General features: G+C 62.3%; 22 protein-coding genes. 3 read left to right on the top strand and 19 right to left on the bottom strand.

The window, feature by feature from the left end; genetic code table 11:
• Positions 1-1,275: 1,275 nt before the first annotated feature.
• The 10 genes from H0482_RS07100 to H0482_RS07145 form a co-directional block, all read right to left on the bottom strand.
• Positions 1,276-1,635 carry a RidA family protein gene (locus H0482_RS07100; protein ID WP_193729349.1) on the bottom strand — a complete coding sequence of 120 codons (360 nt, stop codon included), beginning with the start codon at positions 1,633-1,635 and terminating at the stop codon, positions 1,276-1,278.
• 75 nt (positions 1,636-1,710) lie between these two features.
• Entirely contained in the window at positions 1,711-2,088 is a 378-nt protein-coding gene (locus tag H0482_RS07105; RefSeq protein ID WP_193729350.1) for a DUF427 domain-containing protein, read from the bottom strand.
• A gap of 78 nt (positions 2,089-2,166) precedes the next feature.
• Entirely contained in the window at positions 2,167-3,720 is a 1,554-nt protein-coding gene (locus tag H0482_RS07110) for an ABC transporter substrate-binding protein (RefSeq protein ID WP_193729351.1), read from the bottom strand.
• A 31-nt stretch (positions 3,721-3,751) separates the two neighbouring features.
• Positions 3,752-4,738 carry an oligopeptide/dipeptide ABC transporter ATP-binding protein gene (locus tag H0482_RS07115; RefSeq protein WP_193729352.1) on the bottom strand — a complete coding sequence of 329 codons (987 nt, stop codon included), beginning with the start codon at positions 4,736-4,738 and terminating at the stop codon, positions 3,752-3,754.
• Entirely contained in the window at positions 4,735-5,706 is a 972-nt protein-coding gene (locus H0482_RS07120; RefSeq protein WP_193729353.1) for an ABC transporter ATP-binding protein, read from the bottom strand. Before H0482_RS07120 ends, H0482_RS07115 begins: the two co-directional genes overlap by 4 nt.
• The gene (locus tag H0482_RS07125) at positions 5,699-6,562 is read right to left on the bottom strand and encodes an ABC transporter permease (protein WP_193729354.1); all 864 of its coding nucleotides are present in this window, start codon (positions 6,560-6,562) and stop codon (positions 5,699-5,701) included. The genes H0482_RS07120 and H0482_RS07125 overlap by 8 nt, the downstream gene beginning before the upstream one ends.
• A gap of 5 nt (positions 6,563-6,567) precedes the next feature.
• Positions 6,568-7,524 carry an ABC transporter permease gene (locus tag H0482_RS07130; protein ID WP_193729355.1) on the bottom strand — a complete coding sequence of 319 codons (957 nt, stop codon included), beginning with the start codon at positions 7,522-7,524 and terminating at the stop codon, positions 6,568-6,570.
• 274 nt (positions 7,525-7,798) lie between these two features.
• A complete protein-coding gene (locus tag H0482_RS07135; protein ID WP_330998221.1) occupies positions 7,799-9,016 on the bottom strand; it encodes an MFS transporter in 1,218 nt (405 codons plus the stop codon).
• A 28-nt stretch (positions 9,017-9,044) separates the two neighbouring features.
• The gene (locus H0482_RS07140) at positions 9,045-10,601 is read right to left on the bottom strand and encodes an aromatic amino acid lyase (protein WP_193729356.1); all 1,557 of its coding nucleotides are present in this window, start codon (positions 10,599-10,601) and stop codon (positions 9,045-9,047) included.
• A gap of 105 nt (positions 10,602-10,706) precedes the next feature.
• Positions 10,707-11,900, bottom strand: coding sequence for a LysR substrate-binding domain-containing protein (locus H0482_RS07145; RefSeq protein ID WP_193729357.1), 1,194 nt, complete (start codon positions 11,898-11,900; stop codon positions 10,707-10,709).
• 280 nt (positions 11,901-12,180) lie between these two features.
• Here H0482_RS07145 and H0482_RS07150 point away from each other — a divergent pair, with 280 nt between their 5' ends.
• Positions 12,181-12,573 (top strand): VOC family protein, encoded by a 393-nt coding sequence (locus tag H0482_RS07150; protein WP_193729358.1) that lies wholly within the window; start codon positions 12,181-12,183, stop codon positions 12,571-12,573.
• 154 nt (positions 12,574-12,727) lie between these two features.
• On the opposite strand, the gene H0482_RS07155 is transcribed toward H0482_RS07150, so the two are convergent.
• The 6 genes from H0482_RS07155 to H0482_RS07180 all read right to left on the bottom strand — a co-directional run bounded on the left by H0482_RS07155 (position 12,728) and on the right by H0482_RS07180 (position 21,950).
• Positions 12,728-14,392: a urocanate hydratase gene (locus H0482_RS07155; RefSeq protein ID WP_193729359.1), complete on the bottom strand. Its 1,665-nt coding sequence runs from the start codon at positions 14,390-14,392 to the stop codon at positions 12,728-12,730.
• Between the two features lie 34 nt (positions 14,393-14,426).
• Entirely contained in the window at positions 14,427-15,515 is a 1,089-nt protein-coding gene (locus H0482_RS07160) for a DUF917 domain-containing protein (RefSeq protein ID WP_193729360.1), read from the bottom strand.
• Positions 15,515-16,804 carry a Zn-dependent hydrolase gene (locus tag H0482_RS07165; protein ID WP_193729361.1) on the bottom strand — a complete coding sequence of 430 codons (1,290 nt, stop codon included), beginning with the start codon at positions 16,802-16,804 and terminating at the stop codon, positions 15,515-15,517. Before H0482_RS07165 ends, H0482_RS07160 begins: the two co-directional genes overlap by 1 nt.
• A complete protein-coding gene (locus H0482_RS07170) occupies positions 16,801-18,156 on the bottom strand; it encodes a dihydroorotase (RefSeq protein ID WP_193729362.1) in 1,356 nt (451 codons plus the stop codon). The genes H0482_RS07165 and H0482_RS07170 overlap by 4 nt, the downstream gene beginning before the upstream one ends.
• A gap of 259 nt (positions 18,157-18,415) precedes the next feature.
• On the bottom strand, positions 18,416-19,396 hold the full coding sequence (locus tag H0482_RS07175; RefSeq protein WP_193729363.1) for a zinc-binding dehydrogenase: 981 nt from the start codon (positions 19,394-19,396) through the stop codon (positions 18,416-18,418).
• A 169-nt stretch (positions 19,397-19,565) separates the two neighbouring features.
• Positions 19,566-21,950 (bottom strand): transketolase, encoded by a 2,385-nt coding sequence (locus H0482_RS07180; protein WP_193729364.1) that lies wholly within the window; start codon positions 21,948-21,950, stop codon positions 19,566-19,568.
• Positions 21,951-22,064: 114 nt separating this feature from the next.
• Here H0482_RS07180 and H0482_RS07185 point away from each other — a divergent pair, with 114 nt between their 5' ends.
• Complete coding sequence (locus H0482_RS07185) at positions 22,065-22,553, top strand: Lrp/AsnC family transcriptional regulator (protein ID WP_193729365.1); 489 nt, start codon at positions 22,065-22,067, stop codon at positions 22,551-22,553.
• 134 nt (positions 22,554-22,687) lie between these two features.
• Here the strand turns inward: H0482_RS07185 and H0482_RS07190 are convergent, their stop codons facing one another.
• Genes H0482_RS07190 through H0482_RS07200 form a run of 3 tightly spaced genes read right to left on the bottom strand, consistent with a single transcriptional unit; the run spans position 22,688 to position 25,780 of the window.
• Positions 22,688-23,068 carry a response regulator gene (locus tag H0482_RS07190; protein ID WP_193729366.1) on the bottom strand — a complete coding sequence of 127 codons (381 nt, stop codon included), beginning with the start codon at positions 23,066-23,068 and terminating at the stop codon, positions 22,688-22,690.
• The gene (locus H0482_RS07195) at positions 23,065-25,368 is read right to left on the bottom strand and encodes a sensor histidine kinase (RefSeq protein WP_193729367.1); all 2,304 of its coding nucleotides are present in this window, start codon (positions 25,366-25,368) and stop codon (positions 23,065-23,067) included. Before H0482_RS07195 ends, H0482_RS07190 begins: the two co-directional genes overlap by 4 nt.
• Positions 25,349-25,780, bottom strand: a complete 432-nt coding sequence (locus tag H0482_RS07200; RefSeq protein WP_193729368.1) for a MarR family winged helix-turn-helix transcriptional regulator — start codon at positions 25,778-25,780, stop codon at positions 25,349-25,351. Before H0482_RS07200 ends, H0482_RS07195 begins: the two co-directional genes overlap by 20 nt.
• A 258-nt stretch (positions 25,781-26,038) precedes the next feature.
• Here H0482_RS07200 and H0482_RS07205 point away from each other — a divergent pair, with 258 nt between their 5' ends.
• A complete protein-coding gene (locus H0482_RS07205) occupies positions 26,039-26,926 on the top strand; it encodes a DUF3592 domain-containing protein (protein ID WP_193729369.1) in 888 nt (295 codons plus the stop codon).
• The last annotated feature ends 38 nt before the right edge of the window (positions 26,927-26,964 follow it).

Below are 26,964 nucleotides of genomic sequence, written 5' to 3' on the forward strand. Positions count from 1 at the left end.
GCCTATCGCCGGGCTGGGGTTTCGGCCCGGGTTTCACCAAACATATCGGCACTTTGGCTGTGCTATTGCGTGATCTGGCTGGTCCGCCCATCGAACTGCTGCTGTAACTCGGCAAGGGGTATCTCGCCCTTGAGTGCCGCCAGCGCCACGTTCACCTTGAACGCCGTCCAGACTTTGCAAGGACGGTTTCAAATGATGTGGTGCTGTTCCGATCAGGCGCGCTATCGTCGATCACGGTCAGCGATCCGATTGGCAGGTTAGTGTCGATGTCAAAACGGCCGACACAAAGGCTACGTTCGACATGGTGTCGGCCAGGAGGCTGCTGATCATTCACATCATCTCTCTTGCCTGCTTGCAGGTGCCGCCTCCGGCTCTTGGTGGGTGGGCCGGCACGTGCCTCCACACCGACCAAGAGCGCGCCTCCAGGAGGCTCAGAGAGGCGGCCGCCGAAACGCAAAACCGGTTCCCTTTCGCCAGACGCTTGCCGCAACAGATCCAGCGTCTCATGTATGATCCAGACGCTGACGTCATGGGGCTGAGCGAAGGCGCGAACGGTCTGGTCCCTGATGCTCTGCTGATCGGCGGTTTGCTTCCCGCCAACGACTTGACGTCGCGTCCTTCGAATTTAGCCACGGGAAGATGCTCATCACCGGTCGCTGTCCCATGATTCACTCCCTCCTGGGAGCAGCGTGGGAGACTGTAAACGATGGGATCTATACCCCGCGACCAACCATCGTCAGCGCCGGACTGGGGGGCGGCATCTACCTCTCCGCTGCGCAAGGTGGTTATTTGATCGTGGTAGTCGTTTGCGCGCCACTGAATGGATGACGACTACGGGGATCAATTCAATGGAAATTGAGCTCTGCCAATGGCGCGCAGATTCAGCGATTGGCTCAAGCTGGTTGAGCGTCGGATTGCGCGTGCCGCTACCAAAAACTTAAAAGGTCGTAGAAAAGGTGTCGTTCTCTGCTTCGGCCGGTTTGGCCTGCGCGTTTTGCCTCGTGCGCTTTTTATTACGTACACGCGCTCTTACGGAGAGTTTGCACTCCGTGCGAGACTTTCCACCAGTCGATCTGTTTCAAATTATTGATAATGCTGCTGTTTTTATGAACTCAGATCAGCAGGTCGTTTGCCACAGGCCTTAGGCGGCCATGTGGCGTGAGTGTCTGGCTCTGGCAAGGAATTGAGCGTTTCGCATCCCTGGGTTGTCCCCTGGACCTCGGCCAGAGCGTGGGGGCGCCGGCGTGGTCATCCCGCCCGCCCGGCGAGGAAAGCTCAGTCCCCGACGAGGGCGAAAACCTGAATCTCGACGCGAATGTCGGGGGCAGCCATGCGCGCTTCGACGCAGGCGCGAGCCGGTGCGTTGCCGGGCGAAACCCACTTGTCCCATTCGCTGTTCATCAGATCGAAATCGGCAATGTCACGCAGCCAGATATAGGCATGGGTGATCCGGCTCTTGTCTGTACCGCCGGCAGCCAGCAAGCGGTCGACCTTGGCCAGGACATCCCTGGTCTGGCCAGGCACGTCGAGGCTGCGATCATCGGGAACCTGGCCGGAAATGACCACAATGCGACCATTGGCGGGATAGGTTACGACCTGGCTCATGCGGGGGCCGGGCTGAATACGTTGAATCATTGTCTTTCCTAGCGACGATGGCAATCGGGAAACGGGGAATACGGCTCTTTGTCGAGTGCGTCCAGACCGGAAGGGCTATTCCTCAATGGAGATGGAATCGACGCGGTCGGGATAGAAGGCCAATCGACCCTTGATCGGTGCGACGGCCTCATAGGGATTTTCATAGCTCCAGACCGCGTTGATCGCGCCCTCGCCGCCCATCGGGATGCTGTAATAGCTGGCGTCGCCCTTATAGGCACAATGGGTCTCATGGGTGCTTCGAACCAGCAGGTCCATCCTGACATCCTGGCGCGGAATATATTGCACCGGGCCGTATTTGCTTTCGCGCAGCGTCAAGGCGTTCCGCGTGTCGGCGATAACGACCCCATCCAGCATCACAACGACGCGGCCCGCGTTCTCCTCGATCGCGATCGGATGGTCGGGACCAGGAATCTTGACCAGCTTTTCGGCCATTTCCAACACCTCAATTGCCGTGTGCCTATCGGAAAAGGCTCCTGCCGGCGCAGTCGGCAGGAGCCCGGGAATTAGCGGTCAGACCGCCTTGAAGTAGTTGAACTGCCAATTGTTGCCGTCGGGCAGGAAGGCGGGCTCCACCGAGCTGCGGTAGCCGAGGGCGAACACTTCATTGGTCAACCAGACCATGGAAGCCGTTTCATCCATAAGCTTTTGCAGTTCAATGATCTGCTGCACGCGGCTGTCGCGGTCGAGATTGCGGCCGCTTTCTTCCTGGATACGAGCAAATTCCGGGCTGTCCCAACGCTGCCAGTTCCAGTCGCCGATCTGGTTGGGCAGGAACCAGCGGGCATTGTAGGTCGGGTCTGGATTGGCATTGAAGCGCAGGATGAACAGTTCGAGCTGTTCCCCCGATTCCGCCTTGCCAGACGACCAGAAGGTGCCGGCCTCACGCTGATCGATTTCGACATTGATGCCCACCTCTGCCAGAAGAGCCTGGGCGACCAGGGCCATGTTCTGGAAGGCCGGCTCGTTGAGAATGGTGAGCTTGAGCGTCATGGGCATCGTGACGCCGGACGAGGCCAGCAGCTGGCGCGCTTCCTCGACATTGCGCTCATAGACCGGGGCGTCGGCCCAGTGACCGAGCAGACCCGGCGGCAACATGGTATTGAGACGCTGGGCATTGCCCTGATAACCCGCCAAAACCATCTGCTCGACATCGAGGGCGGCACGGATCGCCTGGCGCACTGCCAGATTGTCGAGCGGCGCCTTCTGCATGTTCATGCCAAGCCAGACAAAGCGCTGGCCCGGGCGCTTGTCCACCACGACACCCTCGATGCCGGCCAGTTCATCGGCGGAATCGACGGACAGTTCGGTGAACTGGATTTCGTCAGCCCGCAGCGCCAGTTCGGCAGTTTTCTGGTTGGCGATATAGACCAGGTTGCAGGTTTCGAAATCCGGCGTATAGGCGGTGAATTCGGGGTTGCGCTTCAGGGTTACACCACGGTGCTCCTCAAACGCGGACACCATATAGGGGCCCGAACCGATCGGCCTGCGGCTATGTTCAGTTCCCAGTTCGGTTACGGCCTTGCGCGACTGGATAACGCCCGATGTGCCGGCCAGCACCACTTCCCAGAGGCTGGGCGAGGGCGTGGACAGGATCAGGCTGCCCGAATAGGTGTCATGCACCTGCACTTCTACCAGTGCTGCCCAGTCCTGCTTGTAGCTCGACACCCTTCCGTCCGCGTCGGGCGTATTGTACCGCTCGAACGAGAACTTGACGTCATCAGCGGTCATTTCACCGAAACCTTCGGTGAACATCTGACCCTTTTTGAGCGTGAAGTCGATCTGGAGCGGGGAAACTTGTTCGATGGTCTCGGCCGCGTCCAGCTCATATTCATAGGAGTTCGGCACATAGGTGACGAGGCGCTGGAACACCGAGCGGATGATATTGCTGTCGGTGGTGCCCGTCATGAACGGGGGGTCGAGGTTCTGGACTTCGCGGCTGATGCGAACGGAAAGGCTCCGCTGCTCCTGCGCCCAGACCGGGCCGCCGGGCAGCATCGCGGCGCCGGCAACGCCTGCAAGACCGGCAAGAATGGATCGGCGGGTAAAGGTTGTGCTCGTTAACATATCTAGGCTTCCATGATGTGGTGTCAGTGGTCTAGTCGGCAGAGCCCCCGGCCTGCTGATGCGCACTCGTAAGCGCGAGGGAATAGGGGAAATGGCATCGCACGAGCGAGCCGCTATCCGTTTTGGTCAATTCCGGCATGGTCTGGGCGCAGGCGGGCTGAGCCACGGGACAACGCGTATGAAAGCGACACCCCTTGGGCGGATTGGCATTGCTCGGTATCTCGCCCTGCAGGATGATTGGATTGGCGGCACCACCCGCCGACAGCAGCGGATTGGTCGATAGCAGGGTGGTGGAATAGGGATGGGCCGGCCGCTGGAATAGCGCTGCAGTCGGCGCGTCTTCAACGATCTGGCCGAGATACATGACGATCGTGCGGCGTGTGACGCGCTTGATCACATGCAGATTGTGGCTGACCATGATGAAGGTTAGGTTCATCTCGCGCTGGAGTTCCAGCAACAGATTGAGCAGTTCGCCCTGGACGGACACGTCCAAACCCGCTGTCGGTTCGTCCGCCACCAGCACCGAAGGGCGCAGGAGCAGAGCACGGATCACTCCGACCCGGCGTGCCTGGCCGCCCGAAATTTCATGCGGATAGCGATCAAGGATAGATTTGGGCAGGCGCAGGCGTTCCAGCAAGGCCAGGATTCGCGCCTCGGTTTCCTGCCGGTCCAGGCTGTGAATGGCCACCGCTTCCCGCATCAGACTGCCGATGGTCATGCGGGGCGAAAGCGTTGCCACCGCGTCCTGCATCAGCATCTGTATTTGCCGCCGAAATGCCTTGGCATCGGTCTTGAGCGCAGCGGTTACCGACTGTCCCTCGACGGAAACGGCGCCATCGGTGGGGCGGGTCAGGCCGACCAGAAGGCGGCAGAGCGTGCTCTTGCCCGAGCCCGATTCGCCGACGACGCCGACAGTCTCTCCCGTCCCGATCTCCAAAGAAACGCCGTCGAGCGCCCGAACCACATCGAGATAGACCACGCTTGCCTTGTCCAGGCTGACGGAGGGGCGGGAGGTCATGCGATTTCCTCGAGCCGCACACAGGCGGCCATTTGACCGTTGAAGGGCCGCAATGCCGGCATGGACCGCTCGCATGCCGTGGTGGCATAATTGCAGCGCGGCGCGAAAATGCAGCCGGTCGGATTGTCGAGCGTTTCGGGCACTTTGCCAGGAATGAAAGCCAGCGGCACATCCAGGGGCTGGTCGTCGATCTCGCAGCCAATCAGCGCCCGCGAATAGGGGTGCAGGGGCTTGGCCAGCACATCGCGCACCGCACCGACTTCGACCAGGTGCCCGCCATACATGACCGCGACCTCGTCGCACAATTGCATCACCGTGCCCAGATTGTGGGAGATGAAGATGATCGAGCCGGAGAACTCGTTGCGCAGACGTCGCAGCAGGTCGATGATCTGCGCCTCGATCGTGGCGTCGAGCGCCGTGGTCGGCTCGTCGGCGATCAGAATGTCTGGCTGGCACAGCAGCGCCATGGCAATCATCACGCGCTGGCGCATGCCGCCCGACAATTGGCCGGGATAATCCTTCATACGCCGCGCAGCATCGGAAAGTCCGACCTTGACCAGCGCATCGCTCGCCCGGCGCACGGCCTCCTCATGCGAGGTGCCGGGATAACGGTTCAGGACCACATCCACCAATTGCGTGCCGACACGGAAGACGGGATTCAGCGCCGTCATCGGATCCTGGAAGATCATGGCCAACTTGTTGCCGCGCAAAGCCGCCATTCCGGCGCTGTCGAGACGCAGCAAATCGACGCCGTCGAGCGTAATGGATCCCTCGGTCCGCAGGCCGGGAGCCAACAGGCCCATTATGGTGCTGACAAGGCTGGACTTGCCCGAGCCGGACTCTCCGACAATGCCAAGGATATGGCCCCGCTCGACGTTCAGATCGACCCCCCGCAGGATGGTCGCCGTGCCACGGTCGGTCTGGGCGGTCAGGCGCAGATTGGAGATGCTCAGGAAGGGCTCAGCCATGCTTTCCTCCTCGCTGCGATCTGGGATCGATGGCGTGGCGCAGCGCTTCACCCAGCATGGTGAAGGCCAGGGTCGCAATCGCCAGCGCCCCGCTAGCAATCAGCACCGGCATCACGGATTTGGACATGTTCTGATAGCCGTCCTGCAACAATCCGCCCCAACTGGCCAAGGGTGGACGCAGGCCCAGCCCGAGGAAAGAAAGGCTTGCCTCGATGGCAATCACGATCGGAATATCGAGCGAGGCGATCACGACCAGCGGCGCCAGGATATTGGGCACGATATGGAAGAACAGGATGCGCAATTGGGAGGCGCCGAAAACCATTTCGGCCTCGATATAGGGTTCGTTCTTGACCGAGAGCACCTGCGCCCGCGCCACGCGGCCATAGTGAGGGACCAGACTGGTGGCGATGACCACGACCAGCATGGGCAGGGACGAACCGAGCACTGCAACCGCGGCCATGGCCAATATGACGCTGGGAAAGGATGACACGGAATCGAAGGCGATCAGAATGATGCGTTCGACCGGCCCGGGGACATAGGCCGAAAGAATGCCCAGTGCCATGCCGGCCGCCAACGCAATCCCGATCACCGACAGGGCAACGACGATGGCCACCTGCGTGCCAAAAATCTGTCGGCTCAGCAGGTCGCGTCCCAATTGGTCCGTGCCCAGCCAATGTTCAGGCGACATGCCGGCGAGGCGGTTGACGACGTCGAGCTTGTTGGGGTCGTAAGGAGCCAGAACGGGTGCAAAGATCGCCACCAACAGGATCAGCGACACCAGCACCAGACCGATGGCGCCGCTTGGATAGCGCGCCGTTTGGCGCAGCGTTTTAAGAAGGATGGAAATAGCTCTCATCTTGCTCACCGCCTGTTGTGCTGAATACGAGGGTCGAACAGAGAATAGCTAAGCTCCGTCAGTAGGTTGACCACGACGAAGATCACCACGACGACGAAAACCGCACCTTGCAGAACCGAGAAATTGCGTGCCTGCAGGGCATCGTAAAGCACGCTGCCCAGGCCCTGTCGGGCAAAGATGATCTCGATCAGCACCGCGCCGCCCAGCATGCGCCCAAAGCCCATGCCGATGATCGCCAGAGTGGGGATGACGGCGTTCTTGAGGGCATATTTGTAGTGGACCAGGTTTTCCCGCAGGCCGTAGGCCCGGGCAGTGCGTATGTAATTCTGTCCCAGCGCTTCGAGCATCGAGGTGCGCACCAGCCGGGCGATCAGACCGATCCAGCCCAAGGCCAGCGCTACCGTCGGCAAGATCATCCGCACAAGCTGGTCGGCCAGGCTGGCATTGTCGGAAACGCCCAGCACCGGCAACCAATTGAGCCAGACTGAAAAGACGACAAGCAGGAAAATACCGAGGATGAAGCTGGGGACGGAGACGAAAACCACCGAGATCATGGCCATCAGCGTGTCGCCGACCGATCCGCGATGCACCGCCCCGTAGACGCCGGCCGGAATGCCGATGAGGCAGGCCAGCCCCATGGCCGCGAAGGCCAGCGCGAATGTATGCGGCAAGGCAGCCCAGACGATCGCATTGACGCTCCGGCCCGAAATGACATCGGTGCCCAGATTGCCCATCGCTACCTGGGTGAAGAAGCGCCAGAGACGAACAGGAATAGGCTGATCGAGTCCCATTTCGACAATGAAGCGCTGGGCATATTCCGGAGTCGCCAGGGGGCCGAGCAAAGCCGTCGCGGGATCGCCCGGCACCATGTCCAGCAAGACGACGATGACCAGCATCGCCCCGAAGACCGACATGGCGGCAGTCAGAATGCGATTGAAGACGTAGTTTTCAAGTAACCGCATTAGTCAGCCCCTTCCGTTCGCAGCATCCGACACGCAACACAGAGCCCTTCGTTTTCCACCGGCCCGGAAGGCAGTAGCATAATGGGATGATAGCGCGGCACTCGCTGTGGGTGATATCCCAAATCCGGAACACTGTATCTCAAAAATCCTGGCCTGATCAAAAAACAAGCAATGTATTCAGGGCCTTGCGCTATTGCCGAGCCGCCTGGCCGAACCGAGCGTCCCGATAGAATGGCAATTGCCGGCCGAAGCCATTGCGTAGGGGTGTGGCCGCTCAGCGTTGCGCGGGCGGGTGGCGCCTGGCGAGCGCGATACCGACGATGGAGCAGAGCGTGCCCCCGGCAATGAAAGTTGATGGCATGCCCAGAAAGTCGCCCGCAAGGCCGACAATGAGCGAGCCGAGCGGCACGATCCCGAGCAGCGTCATGGCATACATGGCCATGATCCGGCCACGCAGGGCCGGCGGCGTGAAATGCTGCAAAAGTGTATTGGATGAAAGGTTCTGCGACAGAATGGCGAGGCCCAGCGGCAGCGCCAGAAGCGCAGTTACCCAGTAGATGTCCGAAAATCCCATGCCGATCAGCACCAGCCCCAAGACCAGCGTCGACCAGGCTGGAAAGACTTCGAGCTGGTCGACCCGGTCCCGCATGGCGAGCACCAGGCCGGCAAGCAAGGCGCCAAGACCCGTAAGGCTCATCAATAGCCCCGCCGCATCCGCTTGCTGGCCCAGCATCTCGCGCACCAGCACCGGCAGGAAGTAGAAATAGGGCACCGAGCAGAAACTGCAGGTGGCGACCAGCACCAATAATCGTCCCATTTCGGGGTGCAGGCGCAGGAAGGCAAAGCCCTCTGCAATATCGGCAAGAAAGCTCGTGTTCGCCCGGTGCTGGCGCGGCGGCAGGCGCATGCGAAACAACACGACAAGCATAGGAAGGTAGGCCAGCGCCTTGAGCAAGAAGCACCAGCTCTCGCCCGCCAGCGCCACCACACTGCCGCCGATGGCGGGGCCAATGAGCCGAGCCAGATTGAACAGCATGGAATTGAGCGCGATGGCATTGCCAAGATCGTCCAGGCCGACCAGTTCGGCCACGAAGACCTGCCTTGCCGGATTATCGAAAGCCGCAAGAACGCCAAGGCCCAGTGTAATTATCACCAGCAGGTCAATGCTGATCGTGTCGGTGAATGTGAAAACGATCAGGGCGCCGACCAGCAACACATAGCCGAGCTGCAGAGCCAACAGCAGTCGCCGCAGGTTCACCCGGTCAATGATGGCCCCGGTAAAAGGAGTCAGTAGCAGCGTCGGACCCAGCTCGCATGCAGCCAGCACGCCCAGCATCCAGGGCGAGCCGCTCAACCGCCACATCAACCAGCCCAGCGCGATGGAATGTATCCAGGTCCCGATCAGCAGCGGCACCTGCGCAAGAAAAAACCGCCGATATTCGGGATGGCTCAGAGCGCGGCTCCCTGATGCCCAACGATTGTTTCGGCTCACCCTCAGACCTGTTATCCCAAGTCCCGCCTCAACCTTGTCCCGCCAGGGGCCGGTCAAGAGCGAAGAATTCGTCAATTTTGGCGAGCGGCGACAAGCTCAGAAGCGCCGACAGACAATCTGAATTGGCCAGCGCCGCCGAAATCGCTTCCAGAGCCTGCGACAATGGCCGGTCCGCGTGCGAGAAACCAAACTGACCGCGCACCGTGTCGAAGGTCAGTTTCGCCACGCCCTGGGGCGTGTCCTGGGCCAGATCGATGGCCTGGGCAGCGAGCAGAGCTTCGAGCGCGGCGAGCTGGTGAAGGGCCAGAATTTGCTGCTCGAACCGTTCGACCACCAGAGGCAGGAAGGTTGCCTCGTCCTCCATGCCGCCCGCCACCACCAGCGCTTGTGCGGAAACCGGCGACGATAGCGCCAGCACTCGCGCGAACAATTCGCCCGCCAATTTGACGACCGGCCCCATGCCGGTGGCGATCACTCCAGACGGGACCAGGTTCACCGGCAGATCGCGGCGCCCGCCATTGCCCAAGATTATGCAGCGATTGAGCCCGTTGCGAGCCAGATGCGCGAGAGCCAGTTGCACGGTCTGCATGGCCAGCGTGACCTCGAGAGGCAGCGACCCGCCCGATGTCATGACCTTGCCCTCTATCACCACGGGATTGTCGTCGCTGCGTGATGTGGCGGCCACAACCGCATGTCCGGCGGCGACCAGCGCATCAAATCCGGCTCCGTATATCTGCGCCATCATGCGCAGGCTCAGCGGATCCTGCACATGGGTTGCCTCTTTCCAGTTCCACGCGGCGGCATTGCCGGTGAGCCACGCGCCGGCCATGGCTTCGTGCGAGCTGCCCAAATGGCTGGCGGCCAGCCACGGATCGCGCGACGCGCCCAGCGCGCCCGCCGTAGTCAGCCCAACCGCCAGCGCCGTGCGGACCACGCTGGCGGCATCACGGAGCGCATGAGCGGCGGCAGCGTAGACAACGGCATTGGTGGACAAGGAGGCCAGGCTGTCGCGCGGCGCGAATATCATCGGCGCGATCCCCGCCTGCGTGAGCGCCGCTGCGGCCGACATGCGACGGCCCTGAGCATAGACCTCCCCCGCTCCGGTCAGCACGGCACCAATCTGGCCCATCAGGCCGATATCGGCGCAGCCGATCGAGCCGACGCGCCGTACAACCGGCACGATGTCGGCCGCGATCATGGCGAGATACATCTCGACCAGCTCGCCCGTGACACCGACCTGGCCATTCAGCATCACATTGGTGCGGATCGCCATGGCGCTGCGAACGATGCTGGGCGCAAAGACGTCGCCAATGCCAAAACTGTGCGCGTGCACTAGCCCCACATTGAACTGGTTCTGGTCGGCAAGCGTCCAGGATATGTCCTTCATGGCGCCGACACCGGTCGTCGCGCCATAGACGGGCTCACCGCGCGCAATGTGATTTTCCAGCACTTGCCGAGCCGCGCGTACGCGAACCATGGCATCAGCATTGGCCGTCAAGACAACCCTGCCGGTCGAAATATCGGCCAGTTGCGCCAAGCTCAGTGGCTGGCCATCAAGTTCGAGCGTCGTGCATGCAACCGGCATGGCCCAAATTATCCCCAGTGGCGACCCAGCACTAGCGGATCGGCCCGGTACGGATGATATCCTAAAAACGGTACGGCAGATGCGTCGTGGCCGGGCCGAGGACGGCTAGGCCATTTCGGTATGGGGAGGTGGCATGGGAACGCCTTGCATCAGGCTGACGATACCCTCCACCAATGGCGGGGGAAGCGCGCTGGCGCGCCAGACCAGCGTCAATTGCTGCCGATAGCTGTCCGGCAGCGGCCATTTGCTCAACCGGTATGGCAGGCGTTCCACCGCGCTTTGCGGCATCACGCTGAGATAATTGTAGCGCGCGACCATATTGACGATCACCGGCACGGAGTCGATTTCCACGATGCGCTTGGGGCCATGGGCCAGAGACGCGGCGACCTCGCGCATATAGCGGTCCGCCGCCTGGCGAATGCCGCTGCGCACGCTGGGTAGAACCAGGGTACAGGCGCCGAGCACCCCGTCAATGTCCGCCGTGCCGTCCAAGTCCGGCGCCCCGACCAGCCAAAGCGCGTCGGTTCTGATCGGCCGACACTCAAAATCGGGTGGCACAGATTGATGGTCGATCAGGACCAGATCGAAATGGCCGGTCTTGAGCCCTGACAACAGCTCGTCCGCGGTGGCGCCGGAAATCGCCAGATGCTGGCGCGGCCGGAGTTTCTCCCAGCCGGCGGCAATCGCGGCCAGCATATGGGCGATGGAACTCTCGTGTCCCAACGGCATCACCGACCCCATTCGCCAGGTCTCGATATTCTGTCGGAAGCGGGCGGCCGCAGCCTGAGAAACGGCCTCCCAGTCCTCAATGATCTGCTCGGCGATCGGCAGAGCGGCATGGCCATAGGTCGAGCATGACACCCCAGCGCCGCTGCGTTTGAGCAGAGGGAAGCCCAGGTGGCGCTCCATATCGGAAATCTGTCGCGTCAATTGTGGCTGGCCGACACCGAGCGTTCTTGCTGCCTTGCGGATACTGCTTGCCCGGGCCACTTCCGTGAAGCGGATCAGACCCAGAATGCTGATCGGCGCAATCGGCTTGTCATCGGGCGCGCCCGCCAGGCTCATCAATTGCCGCGACGCCGCTGCAATACGGTTGATGGCATCGAGCCGCCGTTCCGCCTCCAGCGTCAGTGTCATGCTGGCCCCCTCGCGACGAACCAGGGGCACTGCGACAGCCGCTTCGAAACGCGACAGCGCCGCGCTCATCGTTGCGGGAGGCCGCCCCTCGATACGCGCAGCCTCTCGGACGCCGCGCACCGCAAAGATCGTCCTAACGGCGCTGATGGTGGCAATATTCAAAGCGATGCTTCCTTCGGAACGGGCAATTGTCCCGAACCTTTCAGTCAGGCCGAGGCATTTGTCCACAACCCCGTTCCACAGAATGCATCACCCGGAGCGACGGCGCCGACGCCAGATTGCTGTCAACAGCCTGGCCGGCCTAGCCCTGTGCCGGAGCAATCCAGCTCGACGCCGATATATAGTGTCCATGTTTTGACATCTTTCGGGTCGGTGGCCGCTGCACTCTCATCGGCTTCACGCTGCCCAGGATGGGCTATCCAGCACTGCCACAGGACCAAGCATGTACGAGATCAACCACATTCATCTGCGTTCCTCAACGCCCCGCGAAACGGCGGATTGGTATGTAAAAGCCTTCAATTTCGAGGTGGTGCGGGATTGGGTGCGCCCGATTGGCGACCGCTTCGTGCGGTGTCGCAGCGCCGGTGGCCTCATGGTCAATATATCAGGTCCCCGGACCGGTGAAGTGCTGGCCCCCGCTACAACCGAAACCTATCTCGGCCTTGAGCATTTCGGCGTTACCGTCGACAAGCTCGAGCCGGAGATCGAACGGCTTCGAGAGCTTGGAGCGCAGCTGGTAGGTGAACCGGCGGTGGTCGATACCGGCGTGCGCGTCTGTTTTCTCATCGTGCCGGGCGACGTGCGAATCGAGTTGATGGAAGTGTTCGACGTCTGAGCGAGTGCATTGGGCCCGGAGCTTTCCGGGCCCCCATGGAGCGCTGCCCTTCCCAGATCGTTTCGGTGTCTAGAAGAAACGCTGCAATGATCTAAACGTTTGTCCTATCGCGTTTTCGATCCGGAAGTCAGGTATCCACTGTTCCTGAAACGCTTTAGAGGTCCACCCGAATGTGGCCGATGCCCTTCCGCTCGATTTCATCAAGGCTCTCGGCGTAGCCCGCATCGGCATAGCGCATAACGCCCAGGGCCGTGTCATTGGTCAACGCATGGTCGAGCCGCTCGTCACCCTCAGGCGTGCCGTCAGCGATCACGGTCACCCCTGCCGAAGTCATGTATCCCGCATAGCCGCCGCCGCCGGAATGGACCACGACCAGGTCGGCCATGGATGAGCAGAGCAGCATGGCGTCAAGCAATGGCCAATCGGCAATGGCGTCCGAGCCATCCTTCATGCGCTCGGTCATGATGTTCGGATGCGCCATCGCCCCGGCATCGAGGTGATCACGGCTGAACGCCACCGGCCCTTTGAGCGTGCCATCGGCGACCATGGAATTGACCATACGGGCCAGCGCGGTGCGTTCACCATGGCCGAGCCAGGCGATGCGGGCGGGCAGGCCTTCGAATGGCACATGCTGGCGCGCAAGGCCAATCCAGTTGGTGACGATCGCATTGTCGGGGAACATTTCGAGCAATTTGTCGTCGATCCTGGCAATGTCAGACGGATCGCCCGACAGCGCCATCCAGCGGAACGGGCCAATAGCCCGCGCAAAGAGCGGCCGCAGATAGGCTTCGGTGAAGATCGGGATATCGAAGGCATTTTCGACGCCACCCGCCTGGGCGTGTGTGCGGATCAGGTTGCCATTGTCGAACACTTCGGCACCCGCAGCCTGGAAGGACAGCATGGCACGCACATGATCCACGATCGATGCGCGGCTGGCGGCCATCAACTGGCTCGGACCTTCGATGCGCAGGCGCCTGACCTCGTCAAGCGACATGCCCTTGGGCACATAGCCATAGACGAGGTCATGAGCGGATGTCTGGTCCGTCACGATATCGGGCACAATGCCGCGACGGGCGATCTCGGGGTAGATTTCAGCGGCGTTCCCAACCAGGCCGATCGATGTGGCGCGTTTGTCGCGGACGGCCCGGTCGATCATTGCCAGAGCGGTGTCGAGATCGGGTGCTATCTCTTCAAGATAGCCGATTTTCTTGCGCATCCGCGCCCTGTCGGGATCGATGTCCACGCAGAGGATGGCCGCGCCGGCCATGCGCCCGGCCAGCGGCTGCGCGCCGCCCATGCCGCCAAGCCCCGCCGTCAGGATGAACCGTCCCGCCAGATCGCCGCCGAAGCGGTTGTCGGCGATGCGCATGAAAATCTCGTATGTGCCCTGAATCACCCCCTGGCTGCCGATATATTGCCAGGCGCCTGCCGTCAGGCCGCCCCAGCAGATCAGGCCTTTGCGCTCCAGTTCGTAGAAGGTCTCGGCCTTGGCCCATTGCCCGACGATGTTGCAATTGGCCATGATCACCAGCGGAGCCTTGGCGTGGGTCTTGAGCAGACCGATCGGCTTGCCGGACTGGATGACCAGCGTCTGGTCTTCGTCCATGCTCGACAGCGCTTCGACGATGGCCTTGTGACTCGCCCAATTGCGTGCGGCCTTGCCCAAGGCAGCGTAAACAACCAGCTCGTCGGGGTTTTCCCCAACGCTCAGCACGTTTTCCAACAGGCGCAGCAGCGCTTCCTGGCGCCAGCCCCGGGCCCGCAATTCGGGACCGCCTGGAACGGGGAAACCGGGATGGCGCGGGTTTGGTGTCGGCATGGAAAAACCTCGTTCGTTCGGCGCGAAACCGGGACTAGCCCAGGGCATAGGTTTTAAGGTCGATCCCCATTCGGTCTTCGACGAAGGGATAGACGGTCGGGTCAAGCACGCTTGCACTGAGCGGAATAATGGATTTGGGCACGTGCAGAACAAAAATGTCCATGCCCTCGCGCAATTCTCCGACGGAAAGCGGCTGGCCTTCGGCGTCGAGCGTGGTGATTACATCGGGGAAAGTCGCGACCCGACGACCATCGGCATCGTCCACTGCCATATATTCGTTCATCACATGCAGGGTCGCCGCCCTGGTGCCCATACCGAGGGTGACGGTGCCGATATCGAAGGCTTCCTGGGTATAGATCACGTCCTTGGCCTGTACCCGGCCCTGTGTCAGGATTGTGCCGCCGGTCGCCTTGACGATGGCATCGATCACCGCCGTGCCGCCACGCTTTTCTGCTGCCAAAATGGCCTCCCCCAGGTCCAGGGCCAACGAAATGCCCCCCAGAGCTGCGTGCCGGCGCACATAGCTGGCGCGCAGCGGATTGCGACAGGAGGCGATGAAACCACCCGACTGGTCGGCAGCAGCGCGCAGCACCGGCGACACCCTGGCGGTCGCCCCCTTGACCACCAGTTCAATATAGCGATTTTCGTCGCGATTGCCGCCCACGGCGGTCTGGATCATCGGCAAGGGCGAGCCCGCCATGCCGATGGACCCCATATCCCCGGTGGGATGAGCACGCACGTCGCCGACCGCATCGAGCACCTTGATGCCCAATATGGCCGACGGCAACCAGCCGTTGAGCGTTGAGGATTTGCCGTTCTGTCCGATCATCAGGGCGCTGAGCTTTTCGCCCAGCGCGTCCTGCAACAGCGAAACCGCCTTGACGTAGTCGATGCCCTGCATTTCCCAGGGCGTGGTTGAAGCCGGCGCGCCGATGGCTGCGGCCGTAGCCACCCAGTCATCGCCATCCAGTTCATCCACGCTCACCAGTTCAGGCTTGCCAACGCTGACTGCGGCATAGCCGAGCGTCCTGCCGTGATCCGCCCAACCACCGCCGCCAGCCGCATATACCGATCCACCCTTGACCGCGGCTTCGACGTCTTTTTCAGTCAAAATACGGCCCATCAACCGATCTCCTGCAGTTTTCTGTCTAATGCCACAACGGCATCCAGCAGGACCGACGCGCCCAGCGCGATGTCCTGGTTGGTGGCAAATTCGTCCGGGGTATGGCTGCGGCCATCCAGGCAGGGCACGAAAATCATCGCAGCCTTGGTGATGCGTGCCATCCAGGCCGTATCGTGCCCCGCGCCCGAGGCCATGCGACGATGCCGCGCTCCCGCGGTGTCGCAAGCAGCATCAAGCACATCGAGCAAATCGGGATCGCCGGGTGTCGGGTGGTTGTCGGAAAGGATGTGCGGGGGGCCGGCAGGCACCCCGGTTGCAGCAGAAATTTCTGCCACCGCGCGCTCCAGCCCGTCGATGAAGTGGTCCATGTCCGCGCGGCGCTCGGCGCGGGCATCGATGAGCAGACGCACATGCGCCGGCACCACATTGGCTGCGTTCGGCGTCATTTCGAATTCACCGACAGTTGCAGCAAAGTGATGCGCGCCCCCGGCCAAGGCCCGGCCCAGCGCCTCGACGCTGATCGCGATCCGGGCCGCCGTCGTCAATGCATCCTTGCGCGATTGCATCGGCGTCGTGCCGGCATGGTCCTCCCGGCCCTGCACCACGATCTCGATGCGCGTAATCCCGGCAATCGCCGTCACCACGCCGATATCGAGCGCCTGATCCTGCAAGACCGGCCCCTGTTCGATATGCAGCTCGAGGAAAGCGCTGATATCGTCGCGCCGAGCCGATTCGTGAGGATTGCCTCCGACCGTGGAAATCGCCTCTTCCAGCGTCAGCTCGCCATTGTGGCGCGCGAGCCATTCCGCCGGCCGCGTTGCGCTCATTCCCCGGCTGCCGATGCAGGAGACGCCAAAGATCGAAACTTCCTCCGCGAGAAAGTCGACGATCTCGAGAGCATGATCCAGCTCGATCCCTTGATCGCGTAGGGCCCGGGCAAGTTCCAGACCCGCCACGATGCCGGCAATACCGTCAAAGCGGCCGCCATCGGGCACGGTGTCGGAATGCGAACCGACCATGATCGAGCCGAGATCCGGGCGCTTTCCGGCAATTTTGCCGATCAGATTGCCGGCCGCATCGATCCGCGTTTCGGCGCCCGCATCGCGCATGGCCTGTTCCAGCCATTTGCGACCTTCGAGAAATATCGGCGTAAAGGCCCGCCGCGTCCATGGCCGGCCCGCCTCGGTCAAGGCTGCCAAGGCGTCGATATCGGCGCCGATGCGCTCGGCGCGGATCGCGGAATTGGTCCGTGCGGGATCAAGCCCGGGCGACGGTTTCCGGTCGATCATGCCAGCTCGCCCGGCCGCACGAACCGCCCGGTACCGGGCCCCGCTACATGGGTGCCGTCAAACACCTGCTGCCCACGCAAATAGGTCAACCCGACCGTCCAGGGCAGCTCGATACCATTATAGGGAGACCAGCCGACCACGTTGTGCCCGCTTGCGGCCGCGTCATAGCGCTGGGGGCGCGCAAACAGCACGGCAATGTCGGCATCCTTGCCAATAGAAAGCGCACCCTTGCGCCCGAGGCGGAAATGGCGCGCCGGATTTTCCGCCATCAACCTGGCTGCCCAGCTCAGTGGAATGTCGCGCGCCAACGCACCCTTGACGAATAATGGCAACATGACTTCCAGCCCCGGCACGCCGGAGGCATTGGCCAGCATGTCCGGATCGGTCTTGCGGTTCTCAGACCAGCTCACATGGTCTGTCGAAACCATGGTGACATTGCCCCGTCGCACATGGTCCCAGAGCTTTTCGACTTCGGCACGGGAGCGGACAGGGGGGTTGATCTTGGCTTTGCCGCCAAGCCGCGCCACGTCATGCTCTTCGTCGAGGGTCAGATAGTGAATGCAACACTCTATGGTGGCGTTGAATCCCTGATCGCGATAGCTCCGCGCGATGTCATAGCCGCGACTCAGCGAACAATGCACCACGTGGGCAGGACATCCCGTTGCGGCACCGGTTTCGTAGATTTGCAGCGAGGCCAGCAATTCGGTGAGTGGCGGCCGGCTCAGTGCGTGGGCCCGGTAATCGGAAATACCCGAGGCGCGAACCTTGGCCATGGCTGCACGGACCGCCTCGTCATCCTCATTGTGCACGCCGGCCGTGAGCCCGGTCTGCGCAATTGCGGCAAAACACTCTTCGAGCAAAGCGGGCGGGATGCGCGGGAAGCGCACGGGGTCAGTACCAAAGGTGGAAAATTTGAACGCGGCGACGCCTGCCTCGACCTGTTCGGCAATCCGGGTCGCCCCCTCTTCGGGTACAATGGTGCCGTAAAGCGCAAAATCCACGCGCGCTTGCGGTTCGGCATGCGCCACCTTGCGGCGAACGGCCTCGGCGGAGGCCACCAGATTGCCCTCGTCATAGGGCATGTCGACGATGGTGGTAACACCACCGGCCGCCGCGGAACGGGTCGACCAGACAAAGTCTTCCTGGTCCTTCTGGCTCAGGGAATGGACCTGTGCATCGATCGCGCCGGGCAGGACAAGCGCTCGCCCCAGATCGTGGCGTTCGCGGGCCGCGGGCGCGGCACCTTCGCCGACATGCACGACCTTGCCGTCACGCACCGCCACATGGCCATTCTCAATGACACGATCGGGCAGAACGATCGTACCGCCCAGACTGAGATCGAAATCGGACATCTACAAAACCTTCGACGCAATTGCGATCAGGCCGGCATTGCCGGGCGAACCAGGACGAGCGGCTGCGTGCCTTCCAGCGCGCTGGGCGAATGCCCAACCACCCTTCAAATCTTGCTGAATCAACTGTATGGGATGCCCCCCGATCCCGGGATATCCCATTTCCAAGACAAGATATTCGCACCTTGACCTGCGATTGCGCACGACAATCGCGACGCTGGTGCGCCGCGATTATCGCCTTGCTGCAGATGAATTGCGTTCGTCAGACGATGTCGATGACGATCTTGCCGCGCCCCTTGCCGGAATCGAGCAATGCATGCGCCTCTGCGGCGCTCTCCAGGTCAAAAAGGTGCGGATCGAGAAGGGGCCGCAGTTTTCCGGCTTCCACCTGGCCTGCGACATCCCGCAGGACAATGCCATGCGCCGCCCGGCCTTGGCCCGTCAGCAAAGGCAACAGCATGAAGATAACATGCAAAGACAGCGCCTTGCCGTGCATCTGCCCCAGATCGATCGTCGTCCGGGCATTGGTGGTCGCAACGCGGCCACGCACCATCGTCGCCTCGAACGAGAGCAACAGGTTCTCCCCGCCCACCGTATCGATAACGGCGTCAAATCCTCTGCCGCCGGTATGTTCGGCGACATAATCGGCCACCGGCGTGGATCGCAAAACGGCAGCATCCGCGCCCAGTTCGCGCGCCACCTCGCCGGCTTCGGGCGTGCTCACCGTCGTCACGACATAAGCGCCTGCCGCCTTGGCCATCTGCACCGCGATATGGCCCACGCCGCCGATCCCGCCATGCACCAGCACTTTCTCGCCCGGGACGATGGCAAGCCGCTCCATCACATTGGCGGCGGTAATCGCCACCAGCGGCAGCGCGGCCGCTTCGCGGAATGTGAGATTGGCCGGCATTTTGGCGAGCAATTGAGCGTCGGCCGCGACATGACTGGCAAGTGTGCCCCCCAGCCCCTTGACGCCGCCGACGCAGCCATAGACGGCCTCGCCAATGGCAAAGCCGCGAACATCGGCCCCCACCGCCTCCACGACGCCCGCCATGTCTGCACCCAGAATGGCTGGAAGGGACGGTCCGATCGGCAGACCATTGCGTATCTTGGCGTCGACCGGATTGAGCGCTGCAGCGTGAATGCGCACCAGTACTTCGCCAGCGCCTGGAGTCGGTGTATCGACATCCGCCAGGGTCAGCTTTTCCGGCCCACCATGTTCCCGAAGCACAATTGCACGCATTGCAAGACTCCCTTGTCAGTTCGAAGAAGGCCCAGACACGGGCCATTGGAAACACCTGCGTTCAGGGGGTGCCCGCGTCAATCGGGCGAGCCCACTCTTGTTTGCGCAATATTGTACGCCTTATGCCCAATGCTGGACGAAACCCGCGCCGGGCGCGGGTTTCTGGCGGCTAGGCCTGATGGCGGCGTGCACCGATCAGGCTGCGTGCCGCATTTTCAAGGGCGGCGGCATCGATGCCGAAATGCGCATAAAGATCGTTCACGGTACCGGTCTGGCCAAAATGCTCGACGCCGAGAGTAATGGTGCGATGGCCCCGCACGCTGCCCAGCCAGCCCAAGGTCGCCGGATGGGCGTCGATGGCCGTGACGAGACCGGCCTGGTGTGGAATGTCGGCCAGCAGGGTTTCGATATGGCAGGTGGCACTGGCGTCGCCGTGCAACCTTGCCCGCTGTGCGCCGTGCCAGCCCGCATTGAGCCGGTCGGCCGAAGTGATGGCGAGCACGGCGACATTGCGCCTGTCGCCGCCGATGCGGGCCGCCGCTTCGATGGCTTCGCTGGCGAGCACGCCCTGATAGGCGATGACCACTTCGCATTGCGGTGTTGGAGGATTGAGCCAATAGGCACCGCGAATAATGGAATCGGCCAGATCCTTGTCCATGTTGCGAGGGGGTTGCTCGATGCCGCGGGTGGACAGGCGCAGATAGACCGAACCGCCGGTGACGTCGCGGGGCCAGTCGGCCAGATCCGGGCGCGCATCGCCAGAGCGCTGCATATAGTCGAAGGCCCAATCCATGATGATTGACAATTCGTCCGCAAAGGCCGGCTCAAAGCTGGCCAATCCGTCCTGCGCCATGCCGATCAGCGGCGAAGCGATCGACTGGTGAGCACCGCCCTCGCCAGCCAGCGACACGCCAGAAGGGGTGGCGACGAGCAGGAAGCGCGCATCCTGGTAGCAGGCATAATTCAGGGCATCGAGGCCGCGCGCAATGAAGGGATCATAGAGGGTGCCGATGGGCAGGAGGCGCTCCCCGAACAGGGAATGGCTGAGGCCAGCCGCGCCCAGCGCCAGGAACAGGTTCATTTCGGCGATGCCGAGTTCGAGATGCTGGCCCTGAGGGGTGAAGCGCCATTTTTGCGCGCTGGGAATGGCTTCCTTCTGGAACGTGTCGGCCATTTCGCGGCTGGCAAACAGATTGCGCCGGTTGACCCAGGTGCCCAGATTGGTGGACACGGTGACGTCAGGCGAAGTGGTGATGATGCGCTGGGCCAGTTCGCTGTCAGTCTTGGCAATCGCATCCAATATCTTGCCGAACGCCGTCTGGGTGGAGGTCGTGCCAGTGCCGACGAATTGCGGGCCGATTGTGGCGATTGCCGGTGAGGAATGGCGGCGGGAAGCGGATGTGTTGAACGGTACGTAGGCAAGGAAGCGCGCAATTGCCGCCGGATCGAGAAGACCCTCGAACTGGTCCCATTCGTGGCCGGGCCGGACATTCATCGCCGCGCGCAGGGTGTCGATCTGTGCAGCCGTCATCTGGCCGGCATGGTTGTCCTTGTGGCCCGCCAATGGCGTTGACCAACCCTTGACCGTATAGGCGATGAAGACGGTGGGCCTGTCGCTGCCCGCGGCGCGGAATTGCTCGAGCAGGCTCGGAATGCAATGGCCGCCCAGATTGGCCATCAGCTCGGCCAATTCGGCGTCGCTGCGGCGGGCGATCAGGGCGCTCACCGGCCCCTGGTCGCCGATTTCGTCGTTGAGGCGCTCGCGCCAGGCTGCGCCGCCACGGAACATCAGCGCCGAATAGATGGCATTGGGCGCCGCATCGATCCATGCCTTGAGGCGCTCGCCGCCCGGTTCGGCAAACGCCGCGCGTTGCAGAGCGCCGTATTTGAGGGTGACGACATTCCAGTCGAAGGCGCGAAAAATGGCCTCGATCCGGTCGTAGAGACCTTCACGGACCACGCCGTCCAGGCTTTGTCGATTATAGTCGATGATCCACCACGTATTGCGCAATCCATGCTTCCAGCCCTCGAGCAGGCATTCATAGACATTGCCCTCGTCCAGCTCCGCATCGCCAACCAGGGCAATCATGCGGCCTTCGGGGCGGGATGTATCGGCCCAGGGCTTGGCGCGGACATAATCCTGGACCAGGGAGGCGAAGGCGGTAAACGCCACACCCAGGCCGACCGAGCCGGTGGAAATATCGACGTCGTCGCTATCCTTGGTGCGGCTGGGATAGGATTGGGCGCCGCCAAAGGCCCGGAAATTTTTGAGATTTTCCAGACTCTGTTTGCCGAACAGATATTGGATTGCATGGAATACCGGGGCGGCATGGGGCTTTACCGCGACGCGATCCTCGGGATTGAGCACGCCAAAATACAAAGCCGCCATGATCGCGGCCATGGAGGCGGAACTGGCCTGGTGGCCGCCGACCTTCACCCCGTCGACATTGGGGCGGATATGGTTGGCGTGGTGGATCATCCAGTTGGAGAGCCACAAAATCTTGCGGGTCAGGGCCTCGATGCTGGTATGTGTGTTGTCCGCCGACCCGTTCATTCTGCCGTCATCCGTTCATAGGTGCATGATCATCGAGAGCTTGCATCTTGCGGCCGGGCGTTTCTTGCCTATTCTGACCCTAATTTCGGGCGTTTGCGCAGGATTTAAGAGAAAATGACTAAAAAATTGGCAAAATCTGCTGATTTTGTGCTGACAGCCATCGACCGTAAGATATTGCGGGCCCTGCAGGAGGATGGGCGCATGACGGTCCAGGCGATAGCCGAACGAGCGGGCCTTAGTGCTTCTCCCTGTCTGAGGCGCATCCGGCTGATGGAAGCGAGCGGGATTATTGCGGCCTATAGTGCCGTACTGGACCAGAAGGCGGTGGGACTGCCGGTCTCGGTTTTCATTTCCATCAAGCTGGAACGGCAAAGGGCGCAGGAATTGGACGCCTTCGGCACCGCCATCAGCCGTTGGCCCGAGGTCATGGAATGCTATTTGATGACGGGGCAGTTTGACTTCATGCTGCGCGTAGTCTGTGCCGATCTGGAAACCTATGAACAATTCCTGCGCGAAAAGCTGACCCAAGTCGCGGGCGTCGCTTCCATCGAGAGCAGCTTTTCACTTGGGCAAGTCAAATATTCACGAGTGCTGCCGCTATAGAAATGCCGAGGTCGGTCGGGCTGAAATCGGTGCCTTGCCGGGCGGGATGCACCATTCCGCCGCGATCCCGCCGGCCTCGATCCAAAATGGTCCAAGAATTGCGCCGGACGGCACACAGGGCGGCCAAATGGGCGCTATGCCGGGTTCGGTGCGGTAAGCGCCGCGATCAAGGTCGCATCGTCAAAGGGCTTGTAAAAAACCTGCCTTGCGCCCCAGATTTCCGCCAAGGTCAGCATGGCCTCGGTACTGATGCCGGGGCCGCCTCCGGTCATGCCGAAGACCTTCAGATCGGGCTGGGACTGCCGGCAGGCCTTGATCAGCGCGACGCCATCGACGCCCGGCATCCACAGATCGGTCAGCAGCACGTCGAATGTCCGGCTCGCCAGCATTTGCAGCGCCGCCTCGCCGCTTTCGGCGGTTTCGACATGCCAGCCGGAAGCGGCCACGCTGATGGCCAGCGATTGGCGCACTGCGAAGTGATCGTCGACGATCAGGATGGATAATCTTGGCGTCATGGCAGATTTCCGGTGTCGGCAGGAAAGAACATGGTGATCCGCGTGCCATCGCCCGGCTGGCTGGCAATGGTAAGTTTGCCGCCATGCTGGCTCACCAGGCGCTTGACCACGACCAGGCCTATGCCGGAGGCGCGGCCATCGATCTTGGTGCTGACATGGGCCTCGGTGGCCCGGGCCGCCAATGCCGCGCTCATGCCCGCGCCATGGTCGGTGACCGATAGCAGGGCGCCGCCGGGGGCAGAAGCCAGATCGATCTGGATCGCGCCGCTATCGCCAAGCGCCCGCCGCGCATTGGCGACGACATTGATCAGGATTTGCAGGATGTCGCCCGCCCGTACGCTGATCCCGGGCACCGTATCGATGCTGGCCTCAATCAGCAGGTCCGGTGGCAGCGTGAGGCGGAGCGTGGCGAGAGCGTCCTGCACCGCAAGGTCGATATCGCGCCGGGTCGCCGTCGGCTCGGGCCAGCTGCCGCCGAGTTTGAGGATCTGGTCCACCAGCACGATGGCCTGCTGGCTGGCGAGGTCGATGAGATCGAGCATGCGCCGCGCCGCAGGGGCCGCCTCGACATGGGCGCGCAGCCCCTTGGACATATTGACGATCGGCTGGACCACATTGTTGATTTCATGGGCGACCGTGGCCGCCATGCTGCCCAGCGAGATCAGATGCTGCTCCTGCTGGCGCTGGTTCTCCTGTTCGATTTCAGCGGTGACGTCGCGCAGGATCGCGCGGAAATGTTGTGCGTCCTCGCCGGAAGCGCCACTGAGGCTGAGCCAGCGCGGCGTCTCGGCATCCCCCACGGGGACAATGTCGTTGCGCAAGGTCCGGCGCCCAAGTGCGGCGGCCGTCAAGGCCGTTTGCACCCGCTCGGGAAGTCCGCTCGCGGCCATGCTTTCGGGCGCATCGTCGTCTCCCAAAACGACATCGCTGCCCTCGCCAGCCAGATAGACCACCCGCCCGGATGCGTCGGTTTCGACATAGATGTCGCGGCCGATGCGGGCGAAGCTTTCCAGCCGCTCCAGCAGGGCCTGAGTGCGCCGCCGCAAGGTCAGTTCCCAGCGATAGAGCTCGAGGGGCGTCACCACGGCAAAGAGCAGCAGGGACAATGCAAGGCCGAAATAAATGCCGTTCAGCGCCATCGTGCTTGCCGCCTGGCCGATAAGGGTATCGAGCTGGATGCGCATGATGCCGGTCACCAATAGCGGCAGCCACAGGATGGTGAAGAGGATGGCGCGGCGCGGCGTCCGCAACAGGCTGAACACCAGCAGAAAGGCGAGGACGGCGCCGCTGGCGAGGCCGATATAGGGGAGCACCCGGCGCAGCAGGCCGGTATCGGCCTGGGCATCGATAAAGGCAGCAATGCCGAGCAGCGCCAGGGCGAGGGCAAGCCCGTCCAGATTGCGCCGGAGCCGGCTGCCCTGCCGGCCGATATGCAGGAAGCGGACGGAGAAACTCAGAAACGCGCTATAGAAGAAGACGGTGGACGACAGCGAGACGGACCGCGACAGCGCGACGGCCCCCGGGAGAAGATAGGTTTCCAGCAGAGCCTGATCGCTCGCTACATAGAGGGCCGCAAACAGCATGGCAGCACCCAGGCTGAAATAGATGCTGCGTCGCAGCGCCATGCCGAGCGGCAGCAGATATGCCGCGCTCGCGGCCATGAGCCCCAACAGAACGGAGAGGCCAACGATGCTGCGGCCATAATTGGCGGCGAAGCTGGCTTCCGACGACAGGTATAAGGTGGCGCGCATGGACGAGCCGGTGGTGATGCGGGCATAAAGAACTTCGCCTGCCAGCGCGTCTGCGGCCAGTACGAAAGCGGGAAAGCGATAATCGGTCCAGGCATCGCGCGCGAAATGCTGCGCGCTGATGGCGCCGGCTTCATCCACAAGATAGAGGTCGACCTTGCGGAAGCGCGGCTCTTCCATGGAAAGAACATAGGGCGCCGAAGCCTGCCAGGGCGTGGCGGTGCGGAGCGCCGCCAGCGGCAGCCGGAGCCAGAAGGCGGTTTCCGGCGTGGTGCGCACCCCCAGATTGGCGGCGCTGCCATTTGCCGGCGGGAAGAAGTCGGGTTGGGCCATGATGTCGGCCAGTTCCAGGCTTCCGGTCGGGTCGGCATAGGCCTGGGCAAGGCCGCCAATGTCGAATCTTTGCCCCGCCGACAGGTTGAGCCAATAGACGAGCACCACCAGCAGCGGCAGCGTTGCCAGCAATAAAACGACGATGCTTCGCCGCTCGATCCGCGCGGAAGGATCGGTCTGCCGTTCTGGTGTCGCGACGCTAGCGGGGCTCATCGTCATGCAATATCCGCACGGTATCTTCCAGAAAGCGCGCGATGATTTCGCGCTCGGGGCCGTCATAGCGCTCGAACACCGTCCTGAGCTTGAGCAAGGGATCCTGGCGCAGCAGCGCTTCGCCTTGCGGCGTCAGTTCCAAGGCGGTGGCGCGCCCTCGCCCTGCCCGTCCGGCGGGTTGGAGATAGCCTTTGAGGACGAGCGTGCGCACGGTGCGGGCGACGGCACTGTGTTCCTGCCCCTGGAAGCGGGCGAGATCGGAGGACGTGCGCAATTCCAGCGGCATGCGCGCGATATAGCGCAGGGCCGCCCATTGCGCCGGGAACAAATCCAGCGCGTGCGCCTGCGCATGCAATCGCCGCGCGACCTGTTCGAGCAGATTGGCAAGCGGTGGTGTTGGGATCAGCAAATCTGCCAAGCGGTCTGCCCCTGAACTGCGCCCGGCCCTGGCCACGCGCCGGAACGAGCAAGATATGACCTGATTATGCCTTGCTGTCACGTCTTGACGGCCCGCGCATGGTCTAAATATGTTCACTGAACATTTGTTGGGACGGTGGAGGTTGTCTTGGAACGATCAGGGGGTAGGGGACGATCGGCAAGAGCGGGACGGGCAGCCCTCAGGGCTCTGGCATGCCTTGCGGCATGGGGGGCAATCCAGGCCGTTTCGGCCCAGGATTTGAACAGCGGCTCCGCCCTAGCCGGGATCGAATGGCCTGTCTCGGCCTATGATTGGTCCGATGATCCGGACGGGCCGCGCCATGGCCTTTTGGAGCAGGGCGCCGCCGATCTGGGCATGCATTGCGGTGCGGCACGGGAATTCAATGTCTGGAACCTGGAAAACGAGGAAGACCCCGAAGGGTTCAGGACGGCCATCCTGGGGCGCTATGAGGCGGCGGGCTGGACCTTGACCGAACCCGTCGTGGTCGAGCCCGCGGTCTATCTCGCGACCCGTGGGGCCGAGCAATTGGTGGTCTGGCTCAATCCCATTCCTGAGGAATTTGCCCTGGCTCTGTTCAGCTGCAAGCCGCAGGCCGATCCGGTATCGGCCGCGGACATTGTCGCCGCTGCGCCGCCGGAACCCACATCTTCCGGCCGCTTGCCGATTGTCGGAGAAATGGGGCTGGGCATCATCGCCCTTGGCGGCTTGGCTTTGTTTTTGGGGCTATGGCGGCGACGCAAGGCCAATGCGGCGCGCAACTGGGCCGAAGTGTCGGCGCTGATCCTCAAAAGCGAAGTGCAGGAAAGCGAGTTCATGGGCGATTCGCCGGGCGAAAGAGAAATCGGCTATTCGCCCAAGGTCGAATATAGCTACAGCTATGAAGGCGCCGATTATCGCAGCTCACGGGTGCATTTCGGCCCGGCAATGACGATGGACCAGCAGGTTGCCGACAAGATCATCACGCAATATCCCGCAGGCGCGACTGTCAATGCCCGCGTCAATCCCGCCCAGCCCAATGAGGCCACGCTGGCGGTCGAGCCACAGCCGGTCGGCCAGTTCGTGACGCTGCCCATCATCTTTGCAGCGACCGGTATCCTGTTGGTTGTGGTGGCCTATACTTATTGATGCGCATCAGACGAAGAGGCCCGCCGATGACGGGCCTT

Source organism: Devosia faecipullorum (genome assembly GCF_015158295.1).
GTDB classification, from domain to species: Bacteria; Pseudomonadota; Alphaproteobacteria; order Rhizobiales; family Devosiaceae; genus Devosia; species Devosia faecipullorum.